The sequence below is a fragment of the Saccharothrix tamanrassetensis genome, from assembly GCF_014203665.1.
Taxonomy (GTDB): domain Bacteria; phylum Actinomycetota; class Actinomycetes; order Mycobacteriales; family Pseudonocardiaceae; genus Actinosynnema; species Actinosynnema tamanrassetense.
This window is the reverse complement of the sequence record NZ_JACHJN010000002.1, coordinates 550,415-561,981: the sequence shown is the minus strand read 5'-3', so window position 1 is coordinate 561,981 and position 11,567 is coordinate 550,415. Positions and strand designations below refer to the sequence as shown.

General features: G+C 72.2%; 10 protein-coding genes. 6 read left to right on the top strand and 4 right to left on the bottom strand.

Going from position 1 to position 11,567, the window contains the following annotated elements:
• Positions 1-128: 128 nt before the first annotated feature.
• Positions 129-1,745, bottom strand: coding sequence for a hypothetical protein (locus tag FHS29_RS07590; RefSeq protein WP_184689529.1), 1,617 nt, complete (start codon positions 1,743-1,745; stop codon positions 129-131).
• A gap of 105 nt (positions 1,746-1,850) precedes the next feature.
• On the opposite strand from FHS29_RS07590, the gene FHS29_RS07585 reads away from it, so the two are divergent.
• On the top strand, positions 1,851-2,909 hold the full coding sequence (locus tag FHS29_RS07585) for an esterase/lipase family protein (protein WP_184689527.1): 1,059 nt from the start codon (positions 1,851-1,853) through the stop codon (positions 2,907-2,909).
• A 221-nt stretch (positions 2,910-3,130) separates the two neighbouring features.
• A complete protein-coding gene (locus FHS29_RS07580) occupies positions 3,131-3,886 on the top strand; it encodes a M23 family metallopeptidase (protein WP_312864808.1) in 756 nt (251 codons plus the stop codon).
• 351 nt (positions 3,887-4,237) lie between these two features.
• Here the strand turns inward: FHS29_RS07580 and FHS29_RS07575 are convergent, their stop codons facing one another.
• Positions 4,238-4,687 (bottom strand): winged helix-turn-helix transcriptional regulator, encoded by a 450-nt coding sequence (locus FHS29_RS07575; protein ID WP_184689526.1) that lies wholly within the window; start codon positions 4,685-4,687, stop codon positions 4,238-4,240.
• Between the two features lie 54 nt (positions 4,688-4,741).
• On the opposite strand from FHS29_RS07575, the gene FHS29_RS07570 reads away from it, so the two are divergent.
• Complete coding sequence (locus tag FHS29_RS07570; protein ID WP_312864806.1) at positions 4,742-6,085, top strand: MFS transporter; 1,344 nt, start codon at positions 4,742-4,744, stop codon at positions 6,083-6,085.
• Here FHS29_RS07570 and pcrA read toward each other — a convergent pair.
• Positions 6,048-8,366 (bottom strand): DNA helicase PcrA, encoded by a 2,319-nt coding sequence (gene pcrA, locus FHS29_RS07565; protein ID WP_184689524.1) that lies wholly within the window; start codon positions 8,364-8,366, stop codon positions 6,048-6,050. The two genes, FHS29_RS07570 and pcrA, sit on opposite strands and share 38 nt — an antisense overlap.
• A 215-nt stretch (positions 8,367-8,581) precedes the next feature.
• On the opposite strand from pcrA, the gene FHS29_RS07560 reads away from it, so the two are divergent.
• On the top strand, positions 8,582-8,851 hold the full coding sequence (locus FHS29_RS07560) for a chorismate mutase (protein ID WP_184689522.1): 270 nt from the start codon (positions 8,582-8,584) through the stop codon (positions 8,849-8,851).
• Here FHS29_RS07560 and FHS29_RS07555 read toward each other — a convergent pair.
• Positions 8,820-9,887: an arginase family protein gene (locus FHS29_RS07555; RefSeq protein WP_184689520.1), complete on the bottom strand. Its 1,068-nt coding sequence runs from the start codon at positions 9,885-9,887 to the stop codon at positions 8,820-8,822. The two genes, FHS29_RS07560 and FHS29_RS07555, sit on opposite strands and share 32 nt — an antisense overlap.
• Before the next feature lie 65 nt (positions 9,888-9,952).
• Here FHS29_RS07555 and FHS29_RS07550 point away from each other — a divergent pair, with 65 nt between their 5' ends.
• Both FHS29_RS07550 and FHS29_RS07545 read left to right on the top strand, forming a co-directional pair.
• Entirely contained in the window at positions 9,953-10,270 is a 318-nt protein-coding gene (locus FHS29_RS07550; RefSeq protein ID WP_184689518.1) for a hypothetical protein, read from the top strand.
• A gap of 185 nt (positions 10,271-10,455) precedes the next feature.
• Positions 10,456-11,394 carry a hypothetical protein gene (locus tag FHS29_RS07545; protein WP_184689516.1) on the top strand — a complete coding sequence of 313 codons (939 nt, stop codon included), beginning with the start codon at positions 10,456-10,458 and terminating at the stop codon, positions 11,392-11,394.
• Positions 11,395-11,567 lie beyond the last annotated feature (173 nt).

Here is an 11,567-nt window from a genome sequence, read left to right as displayed (position 1 = left end):
GCACCCCATACCCGTGAGGTCGGTCATAAAGGTGGTGAGGTCGATCACCACACCGATTCAGCCCATTGCTTTTCGGCGCCGTATGCCACTTGTCCGGAGCGAGTACCGCTCATCAACGCCCCCGTGGCTCAGCGGGCGGTGCGGACCGCTGCCGCGATGAGCAGCACCAGCGTGGTCGCCAGCGCGAGCCACAGGCCGGGACCGGGGGCGGTCTCGGCGGCGCGGGACTCGGTGAGCGGGTATTCCAGCGCACGGGTCGCGGTGACGCACGCGGCCCCGAGCAGCAGGGCCGCCCCCGGACCGGGCCGCGACACCAGGGCCACGCCGGCCGCCGCCAGCACGGCCAGCAGTGCGATCAACAGCCCCCAGGACCCGACCCGCAGCCCGAACGCGGTGATCGGCACGTAGTCGGGGGCCTTCAGCACCGGCAGCCCGAACGCGCCCAGCGCGAGCAGCGCGGCGGTCAGGTTCGTCGCGACCAGGGGCAACGGCGGCGAGGTCCGGGCGACACCTTCCTCATCCCGTCCCACGGCACCCGCCAGCGCGGCGGTGATCGCGGCGGCGGCTGCCGGCAGCGCGGCCAACGCGGTGAACCACACGCCCGTGCCGGGTTCCACGGACGGCACCCTGGTGGCGTTGAACGCGGCGTCCAGCGCCAGGCCGGTCGCGAGCGGAACGGCCGCGAGGGCCGCGATGAACGCCGGCCGGGCCTTCGGGATCAGCGCCAGGACAGTGACGACGATCGCGACCGGCCACAGCAGGCGGGCGGCGTAGTCGGTCGGCACCGGCACGCCCGCCGGCACGTGCAGGTGGTCGGTGAGGGCGCCGACCGCGGCGCAGGCACCGGTCGCGACGCCGAGCGACGCGGCGATCAGGTTCAGCCGGCGGCGTCCCGGCAGTTCGAGGTCGTGCTCCTTCTTGCCGGTGGTCGACCACACGAACGCCACCGCCGCCGCGAGCACCAGGAACGGGCCCGGCGCCACGTCGACCCGGTCCACCGCGATGGCGGTGACCAGGCCGGGCAGCCCGAGCACGACCAGCACGGCGGCGATGCCGAGCAGGCCGCCCCGGCGGACGTCGGGGTCGCCGGAACTCGCCGCCAGCACGGCGAGCACCGGGACGGCGAGCGCGACCAGCAGCCCGCCGACGAGGGCCAGGGGCGGGGCGTCCAGCGGTCCGCCCGCGGGGACGAAGGCGTCCGACGAGCTGAACGGGGCCATGAACAGGCCGACCGCCGCGACCACGCCCGCCGTGGTGGGGAGGCCGAAGCGCTCGGCCTTGCCGCCGTCCGGGTCGGTGCGGGTGGCGGCGAGGACGCCCGCGACGAGGGTGAGCAGGTGGCCGGCGAGCAGCAGCCACAGGCCGACCGTCGGGCTCGGCGAGTCCAGGGTGGTCGGCCGGAACAGTTCGGGCCGGGCCGTGACCACCGGGTCCGCCAGGATCTGGAGGTCGGCCAGGAACCGGCCGACCGCGAAGACCCCGGCCGGGACGAGCACGGCGGCGGCCGTGGCCTCCTCGCGACGGGCCAGGAAGAAGGCGGCCACCCCGACCGGGAGCAGGGCCAGCACGGCGAGCAACGGCCACGCGGTGAACGCGGGCGGCGCACCGCCGTCGACCACGGAGACCACCGGCCCGACCACGCCGCACAGGGCGCCCGACGCCGCGAGCCCGAACGCCAGGCGGACTGCGGTGGACGCCGGGGACGTCGGGGGCGCCGGGGGCGCCGGGTCAGCGGTTCGGATCATCGGTTCGACGCTAGCAAAGGTGGGAACGCGGTTCCGCCGGCCGGAGTGTGGAGAACCGGCATTGGGTAGTCCTTTTTCGTGGAACCGTCACCTACTTTCAGCCCTATGGGTGAAGTCGGCGCATTGTCGTTGGTCGACCGGGTCGGGTCGGGCCTCCGGTCCGGGGTCGACGCGGTGCGCGCGGCGGTCGGGGCCGGGGCCGACGCGGTGGGTGGCGTGCTGGGCGGCGCGGCCGAGGTCGTCGGTGGCGTGCTCGGCGGGTTCGCCGACGTCGCGAGGGGTGTCGCGACCCCCGGCGGGGTGCGCGGGGCCGTGGTGGAGACCGCTTGGCTGGCCGCGCACACCGTCCTCTACCCGTGGGGCGCGGCGGAGCGGCAGCTCCGGCCGGACGGGCACCTCCGGCACTACCGGACCGACGTGCTGCCGCCCCGCCGGCGCGGGCTGGTTGTTTCGGCCATGGATGCCGCGGGCACCCCCATCGTGTTGGTGCATGGCATCGGGGACAACAGGTCGGCCTTCGCAGTGCTGTCGGGGGCGCTGCGAAGGCGCGGCTTCGGGGTGGTGCACGCGGTCAACTACAGCGTGTTGACCGCGCTGACCGGCGACGTGCGGCGCTCGGCCGCGTTGCTGGGTGAGCACGTCGAGCGGATCTGTGAGCAGACCGGATCCGAGCGGGTGCACGTGGTCGGCCATTCCCTGGGTGGCTTGATCGCCCGCTACTACGTGCAGCGGCTGCAGGGGGACGCCAGGGTGCGGACCCTCGTCACGCTGGGCACGCCGCACGGCGGCACGCTCGCCGCCTACCTCTTCCCCACCTCGCTGACCAGGCAGCTCCGTCCCGGTTCGGAACTGCTGTCCGAACTGGCCGAACCGTGCCGGCCGTGCCGGACGAGGTTCGTGGCGGTGTGGAGCGAGATGGACCAGGTGGTGATCCCGCAGCGGCACGCCCGTTTGGAGCACCCCTCACTGGTCGTGGAGGAGCACCAGATACGTGATTCAGGTCACCTTTCACTATCGGTTGATACCCGCGCTCTGCACGTCGTAGTGACTGCCATCACTCGAATGGATGACGATACAAACCACCCCATCGTGCCTGTAAGTGCCGGGTTTGGTAGCCCCGATGTGACCCTGGGTCACCGTTCTGAATCCAAACCTTCGGTCTGACCGCTAATCGGTAGACATCGGGACCGGGGATTGCCTACGAGGCTTCCGCCCCGTTACTGTCCCCCGGTCCGTTGTCACGGTCTGGTCACAAGCAAGAAAGCGAGCCGGTACCCCGACTGGCTCAACCAGGATCCCCCGCCTGGTGTCGACCGGACTCCCCGAAGACGGAAGGCCAGGTTTTGTCCCGACACCGCTCCCCCGGCGGCCATAGCAGTTCCGCTGTGCTCGAAGACGCGGTCGACCGCGCCTCCACGCGTCCCGTGGGGACGCACCGGCTCCCGCCACCGCCCTCGGCGTTGCGCGGCCGGATCGTGGTCGCCGCCGTTGCCGTCGGCGCGTTCGCCGCCGCCGGCGCAGGGCAGACGCTGCACGCGCTGGGCTCCGGCTCCGATTCCCCGTCCGACGAGGTCACGCCCCTCGCGAGCGCCTCCGAAGGCGCCGCCGCGTTCGGCGTCGGGGGTACCGGCCCCGCCTCGCCGCAGGTCCTGCCGGTCGCCAAGACCGTCGACCCCGCAGCCGAGGCGCAGAAGCTCACCAAGAGCGCCCGGATCAGCGAGGACCGCGAGGCCGCCGAGGCCGAGTCCAAGCGCCCCAAGTACGCCCGTCCCGCCGCCGGCGAGTTCACCTCCGGCTTCGGCGGTCGCTGGGGCGAGATGCACTACGGCATCGACATCGCGGGCCCGATCGGCACGCCGATCCTGTCCGCCGCGGATGGTGTCGTGATCGAGGCCGGTCAGGCAAGCGGTTTCGGCCTCTGGGTCAAGGTCGAGCACACCGACGGCACGGTCACCGTCTACGGCCACGTGGACACCTACTCGGTGCGCAAGGGCCAGGTCGTCCAGGCGGGCGAGCAGATCGCCCGGATGGGCAACCGGGGCTTCTCCACCGGTCCGCACCTGCACTTCGAGGTCTGGAACCCGGACGGCAAGAAGGTCAACCCGCTGTCCTGGCTGAACGCCAAGGGCATCAGCGTCTGACGCCCCGCCCGCGCCGGGTCCGTGACCGGCACAGGCGAACCCTTCCGCGCCGGGACCACCAGCGCGGAGTGGAACCACGTGGACAGCCGGATCGCCGCACGACCGGTCGTCCCCGCGCAGACCGTTCCGAAAGGGGCGGGTCGCTCGGCGACCCGCCCCTTTCGTCTTCTCGGACCGCCCCCTGGTGATCCCCCTTGGCACGCACTCGCCGCCCCCGAAGCGGCTCCCGCGTCCCTCGTTGCGCCCGCAAGCGGCTCCCTCTGCCCGGTTCACCCCGAATGTCCCGGTCAACCCGCTTGTGACAATTCTTAAGACGCCCGGGGTTTATTCGGGTTGCGTCCGACTTCCTGATCAACCCGAACGTGTGAAGACCGGGTCGGTTCGGACCACGCCGGCACGGGTGTCGAACGCCTGCCGCGCGGCCACGACGTCGGTCTCGTGCTCGGTCGCCCAGGCGACCAGCGGGCACAGCGTGGCGTGCAGGGTCGCCCCGAGCGGCGTCAGCTCGTAGTCCACCCGCGGCGGCACGGTCGGGTGCACGGTCCGCAGCACCAGTCCGTCCCGCTCCAACTGGCGCAGGGTCACGGTCAGCATCCGCTGGCTCACCCCGTCGACCTTGCGCCGGAGCTCGGTGAACCGGTGCGGGCGCTCGTCCAGGTAGCCCATCACCAGCAGCGTCCACTTGTCGGCCACCCGGTCCAGCATGTCGCGGACCAGGCAGTCCGACCGGGTGTCCCACTGCCTCGGGTCGTCGTCGGTTCCCGTGCAGTGCCCCGGTGACTTCACAGTGCCCTCTTCCACAACACGGGATCTTCGCGCAGCCTTGCATGCACATGCAAGGACTGAGGAGGAGCTGTGACCACAACGGGAACCACCGCGCGGCTGAGCGGGCGCGAGTGGGGCGTCCTGCTGGTGCTGTGCGGTGCGATCTTCCTGGAGGGGACCGACGTCGCGATGATGGGCGTCGCGCTGCCGGCCATCCAGGCAGAGCTCGGCATGACCACCGGTGCTCTCCAGTGGGTGGTCAGCGCCTACGTGCTCGGCTACGGCGGCTTCATGCTGCTCGGCGGCCGGGCGGCGGACCTGCTGGGCAGGCGTCGGGTGTTCCTGTTCTGGCTGGCGGTCTTCGCGCTGTTCTCCGGTCTCGGCGGCTTCGCCCAGGACGGCTGGGTGCTGATCGTGGCGCGCTTCGTGACGGGCCTCAGCGCCGCGTTCCTCACCCCGGCGGGTCTGTCCATCATCACCACCACGTTCGACGGCCCGCGGCGCGACAGGGCGCTGATCGTGTACGGCGGGATCGGCGCGGCCGGCTTCTCGCTCGGCATGGTCGTCGGCGGGCTGCTCACCGTGGTGGACTGGCGGTGGGTCTTCTACGCGCCGGTGGTCTGCGCGCTGCTCATCCTCGTGGCGTCGGTCAAGGTGATCCCCAAGGGCGTCGACCGCGTGCCGGGGAGGTTCGACTTCGCGGGCGCGATCACCGTCACCGGCGGGATGCTGCTGCTCGTGCTGGCCATCGCGGAAGGCGTCTGGCCGGCCCTGGTCGGCGGCGCGGCCCTGCTGGTGCTGTTCGTGGTGGTCGAACGCCGGGCGGCGGAGCCGCTGGTGCGGCTGGGCATCCTCCGGATGGGCAACCTGGTCCGGGCGAACGTCGCCGCCCTGCTGTTCGCCGGCGCGTTCTTCGGGTTCCAGCTGATCGCCGTGCTGTACCTGCAGCAGGTGCTCGGCTGGTCCGCGCTGGAGACCGGTCTCGCGCTGCTCGTGGTGGGCATCGACTCGGTGCTCGCGCCGACCCTCACCCCGCGCCTGGTGGCCCGGTTCGGGCTGACCAGGGTGGTGACCGCCGGGCTGCTGTCCGCGACCGCCTCGTACGCGCTGTTCCTGCCCCTGGACGACGGCTGGGACTACTGGCGGCTGCTGCCCGGCCTGGTGCTGCTCGGCATCGCGTTCGCGCTGTCCTACGGACCGCTGACGATCATCGCCACGGACGGCGTCGCGGACGCCGAACAGGGCCTCGCGGGAGGCCTGCTCAACACGTCGTTCCAGTTCGGCGCGGCGCTCGGGGTGGCGGGCGTGACCGCTGTCGCCACGCTCGGCGACACCCCGCTGGAGGGCTACCGGCTGGCCGCCCTGGTGCCGGTGACGGCGGCGGTGCTGGCCGCCGTCACAGCTTCACGAGTGGGACGCCGCCGATCAGCATGAGCCGGACCTTCCCCGCGCTGCCGAAGTCGATCGTGGCGGTGGCGCGGGGCCCCGAGCCGTCCACCGCGATGACGCTGCCCAGCCCGTACTTGTCGTGGCTCACCCGGTCGCCCACGTCCAGCTTGAGCGCCGGCGTGTCCTTCCAGGCGGTGTTCGTCGGCGCGGGCCGGGACGGCGAGTCCGACCGGCGGCCCCAGGTGGTCGCGGTGGACGGCCCGGAGCGCTGCTTGGGCTCCAGCCGCCGCCACTCGACCAGTTCGGCCGGGATCTCGTCCAGGAAGCGCGACGCCGGGTTCGCGGCCGGCTGCCCCCACGCCGAGCGCACCAGCGCCCGCGACAGGTACAGCCGCTGCTGCGCCCGGGTGATGCCGACGTACGCCAGCCGGCGCTCCTCGGCCAGCTCCGTCGGGTCGCCCAGCGCCCGCAGGTGCGGGAAGACGCCGTCCTCCCAGCCGGTGCAGAACACCACCGGGTACTCCAGGCCCTTCGCGGTGTGCAGGGTCATCAGCGTGACCACGCCGTCGGACTCCGCGTCCGGCACCTGGTCGGCGTCCGCGACCAGCGACACCCGTTCCAGGAACGCCGCCAGCGAGCCCTCGGCGGGCAGTCCTTCGTCCTCGGCCGGGACCTGGGTGGCCGAACCGAGGTCGGTGAACTCGCGGGCCACCGTGACCAGCTCGTTCAGGTTCTCCACCCTGGTGTGGTCCTGCGGGTCCTCGCTGGCCTCCAGCTCCGCCCGGTACGCGGTGCGGTCCAGCACGGCCTCCAGGACGTCGGCCACGTCGTCGCCGCGCTCCACCAGCCCGCCCAGCTCGTCCATCAGCTCGACGAACCCGGCGATGGCCTTCTGCGACCGCGGGTTCAGCATCGGGACCTTGCCCCGCACGGCCTCCCGCAGCGCCGCCGCGAAGCTGATCCGCTCCCGCTCCGCGTACGTGGAGACGCACGCCTCCGCGCGGTCGCCGATGCCCCGCTTGGGCACGTTGAGGATGCGCCGCAGCGAAACCGTGTCCTCGGGGTTCGCCAGCGTCCGCAGGTACGCCAGCGCGTCGCGCACCTCGCGCCGCTCGTAGAACCGCACGCCGCCCACGACCCGGTACGGCAGGCCGAGCCGGATGAAGATCTCCTCGAACACCCGGGACTGGTTGTTCGTCCGGTAGAACACCGCGATCTCGCCGTTGTTCGCGTCGCCGCCGTCGACCAGCCGGTCGATCTCGCCCGCGACGAACGACGCCTCGTCGTGCTCGTTGTCCGCGACGTAGCCGACGATCTTCTCGCCGTCGCCCAGGTCGCTCCACAGCCGCTTGTCCCGGCGGCCCGCGTTGCGCGAGATGACCGCGTTCGCGGCGGACAGGATGGTCTGCGTGGACCGGTAGTTCTGCTCCAGCAGGATCGTGGTCGCCTGCGGGTAGTCGCGCTCGAACTCCACGATGTTGCGGATCGTCGCGCCCCGGAAGGCGTAGATCGACTGGTCGGCGTCGCCCACCACGCACAGCTCGCCCGGCGGGATGCCGTCCTGGCCGGTGCCGACCAGCTCGCGGACCAGCGTGTACTGGGCGTGGTTGGTGTCCTGGTACTCGTCCACCAGCACGTGCCGGAACCGGCGGCGGTAGTGCTCGGCCACGTCCGGGAAGTTCTGCAGCAGCTCGACCGTGCGCATGATCAGGTCGTCGAAGTCCAGCGAGTTCGACTCGGTGAGCCGGCGCTGGTAGCTGTCGTAGACCTCGGCGACCCGGCGCTCCAGGTCGTTGCCCGCCTGCGCCTTGGCCGTCTCGACGTCCACCAGCTCGTTCTTCAGGTTCGAGATGTGGATGGCCAGGGTGCGCGCCGGGTAGCGCTTCGGGTCCAGGTCCAGGTCGCGCGCCACCAGCGTGATCAGCCGGCGGGTGTCGTCCGAGTCGTAGATGGAGAAGTTCGACGACATGCCGAGGGTCTTCGCCTCGCGGCGCATCACCCGCACGCACATCGAGTGGAACGTCGACACCCACATCGAGCGGGCGCGCGCGCCCACCAGGTCGGCGACGCGCTCCTTCATCTCGGCCGCGGCCTTGTTGGTGAAGGTGATCGCCATGACCTCGCCGGGGTGGACCTTGCGCTCGGCGAGCAGGTAGGCGATCCGGCGGGTGAGCACGCGGGTCTTGCCCGAGCCCGCGCCCGCGACGACCAGCAGCGGCGACCCGGCGTGCTCGACGGCCCGGCGCTGGGCCGGGTTGAGGTCGTCCAGCAGTCGTGAGGACCGGGAAGCAGGGGGACTTGGAGGCAAGTCGAACAAGGCGCTCATCGTGCGTCCACGTTACCGGGTACCCCCGACAGCCCGCGGCTGTGGCATGATGACGTCATGCGCTTGGCCCACTTCGAGTTTTTTTACGGGATCCGGACTCCGGCTCCCGTGGACCGCTAGCGCGACCAGCCACCACGAAGCCCCGGAGTCCTCGGATTCCGGGGCTTCGTCGCTTCCGGACCGGGACTCCACCGCAGAGTCGAGAGGTCACCCCGATGAACAGCACCGACACCGCACCGGCCAACGAGGACATCGACGCGCTGCGGGAGGAGATCGACTTCCTGGACGCGGAACTGCTGCGCCTGGTCAAGCGGCGCGTGGAGATCTCCCGGACGATCGGCGCGGCCCGGATGGCGGCCGGCGGCACCCGGATCGTGCACAACCGGGAGATCGACGTCCTCAACCGCTACAAGGACCTCGGCCCGGAAGGCCGGGACCTGGCGATGATCCTGCTCAAGCTCGGCCGCGGCCCGCTCGGCCGGTAGCCGCCCGCGCCAGGTCGGAGTCCACCAGCCGGGTGTCGTCGGGCACGTAGGCGAGGGGATCGTCGAGCAGTGGGGCGGTCCCCACGAGACCCTCGACCAGGGCGTGCAGGCACAGCGCCGAGTACCCGCGCAGGTAGCCGCCCTCCTGGGTGAGCACGGTCGGGAGGTCCAGCGCCGCCACCCGGCGGCCGATGTCCCGGTAGCCGGCGGCGGTCAGGTTGTGCCGCCCGTTCGGGTCGAACGCCGAACCGTCGAAACCGGAGGCGCAGACCAGGAAGTCCGTGCCGTGCGCGCGGATCGCCGGGACGGCGAGCTCGTCCAGCGCCCGGCGGTAGGCGGTGTCGCCCGCGCCCAGGGACAGCTCGACGTTCAGGTTCGCGCGGTCGCTCTCCTCCGGGCCGCCGGTCTGGGTGTGGTGCGCGCCCCACGGGCCGTGCCGCATGTGGATCGAGACGGTGAGGACGTCCTCGCTGTCCCGGAAGACGTCCTGGGTGCCGTTGCCGTGGTGGACGTCCCAGTCGAGCACCGCGACCCGGTGCCCGGCGCGGCGGGCCGTCTCCGCCACCAGGGCCGCGTTGTTGACCATGCAGTAGCCGTCCGCGAGCGCGCGTTGGGCGTGGTGGCCGGGCGGGCGGACCAGCGCGTACGCCAGCCGGGTCCGGCCCGCCCGGACCGCCTCGCACGCGGCGAGCGCGGTGCCGGCGGCGGCGCGGATCGCGTCCCACGAGCCGGGGCCGACGACGGTGTTGGTCTCCAGCGAGACGCGTTCGCCGGCGGTGCACGCCTTATATATGTGTGCGAGGTATGCCGCCGTGTGGACGCGGGCGAGTTCCTCGTCCGTGGCGAACCGGCCGGCCGACCAGGTGAGGTGCGTCGCGACCGGGCCGTGCGTCAGGGCGTGCCGGAACGTGCGCAGGCGGGCCGCGTTCTCCGGGTGCGGCTCGGGCTCGTCCAGCCACTCCCACCGGCCGGGCAGCTCCCACAGACCGTCGCCGGTGTCGTGCGCCAGGCAGGCCTCGTGCCAGAAGAACTCCACACCAGGGGGATATCAGGGCGATCACCCATGGGCCAAGTCGAATGAGCCCAGGCACACTGGAGCACATGGGCGTCATCGGCCTCATCACGGGTCTCATCGCAATCCTCGGCGTGCTCGCCACGCTGGCACACGACGGCTACCTGGCCATGCTCGGCTCGGCGGCCAAGTCGAAGCGCGCGGCGGGCGCGCCGATCGCGCAGTACGTGCGCAGTCGGTGGACCATCGCCGGCGTGACCACGGTCATCGCCCTGGTCGGGCTGCTGATCACCACGGGCGGGAACACCGCCCCCGACATCATCGGCGCGCTGATCGCCGGCGGCGCGGGCCTGGCCGCGACGAACGCCTTGCAGAGCAGTCGCAAGCGGTTGAACAGCGGTAGCTGAATTTTCACTCAGTCGGGTGTCACGCGGTGTCACAAGGCTGATCCGTCCAGCCACCGGCGGAACCTGCACCTACCCTGGGGTAGGCGCAGGGCCTCGTCGTCCCACCCCGGTTCCCTGCCCTTCTGACCAGGTGAACTGCGACCAGGCCGGCGTCAGGTCGGGGGGTGGGAGGGGTCTGCACAGGCATGGACATCGGGGAAGCGGAACGGTCCGGCCGGCACCGGCCGGTGGACGACGGGGCGGCCATCTGGCTGCCGTTGGGAAGTGTGCTGGACCACGCTCCGGCGGCGCACGCGAAGCCGGCCGCGCGGCCGGACGCGTTCCCCGTGCAGCGCACCCGTGACCCGCTGGCGGACACCGACGCGGTGGGGCTGCGCAAGTTCAACATCGGCCTGGTGCCCGCGTCCGTGACGCCACCCCGGACCTGGCAGCGGGCCGCCTGGTTCGCCGTCCTGTCGTCCGCCGCGGTGCTGATCGGGCTGGCCGTCGCGGCGGCCAAGCTGGTCGGGGCGCACACGCCCGAGGAGCGGATCGGGATGCCCGGCTACCCCTCCGCCTCGCCGATCCTGACCGGGTTCGCCACCAACACCACCACCGCCCTCCCGCCTGCGCCGGGAGTGCGGGCGGGTGCGGGCGAGCCGGACGGCACCCCCGCCGAGCGGCCGGAGGCGGCCCGCACCGCCGGCGACCGGTCGGCACCCCCCTCGCCCGCACCGCCCGCGACGCCCTCGTCCGCACCGGTCGCCGGCAGCACGCCGGGCACGCCCGCCCGGCCGGCCGTCAGCACCGTGCCGAGCCAGGCGAAGCCGATGGTGGACGGGGCCGCGGTGGCGTCGCTGACGGAGCTGTTCTACGAGGAGGTGGCCACCAACTCGGCCGGCGCGCTGGCCATGGTGGTGGACGCGTTCCGGGCGGACGCGCAGGCGTTGCTGGAGCAGCGGTTCGCGGACGTGTCGCTGATCGAGGTGACCGAGATCAGCGTCGACCCGGCCGGCGGGGTCACGGTGAGCACGCTGCGCGTGACGAAGAAGGACGGCACGACGAGCACCGAGAAGCGGGAGCTGTCGTTCACCGGCGGCGACGACCCGCTCATCAACGCCGAGCGGCCGTTCGACGGCGCTTAGCGGTCGTTCGCGAACGTACAGCCGGCCGCCGCTGTCGACTTGATCGCCCGATCGAGGGACAACAGCTCACCGCTGGCCGCCACGAAAGGGTGAACCCGCCGGATCGGCTGGCTTTGCGCTGGTCGAGCGCGGTACGAGTTCTCGCTGACGACACAGGTACGAGGGAGTCGCCA

Coding starts and splice junctions, on each gene's coding strand:
- FHS29_RS07560 (WP_184689522.1), top strand. CDS start 8,582: ATGAACAGCACCGACACCGCACCGGCCAACGAGGACATCGACGCGCTG.
- FHS29_RS07585 (WP_184689527.1), top strand. CDS start 1,851: ATGGGTGAAGTCGGCGCATTGTCGTTGGTCGACCGGGTCGGGTCGGGC.
- FHS29_RS07550 (WP_184689518.1), top strand. CDS start 9,953: ATGGGCGTCATCGGCCTCATCACGGGTCTCATCGCAATCCTCGGCGTG.
- FHS29_RS07545 (WP_184689516.1), top strand. CDS start 10,456: ATGGACATCGGGGAAGCGGAACGGTCCGGCCGGCACCGGCCGGTGGAC.
- pcrA (WP_184689524.1), bottom strand. CDS start 8,366: ATGAGCGCCTTGTTCGACTTGCCTCCAAGTCCCCCTGCTTCCCGGTCC.
- FHS29_RS07590 (WP_184689529.1), bottom strand. CDS start 1,745: ATGATCCGAACCGCTGACCCGGCGCCCCCGGCGCCCCCGACGTCCCCG.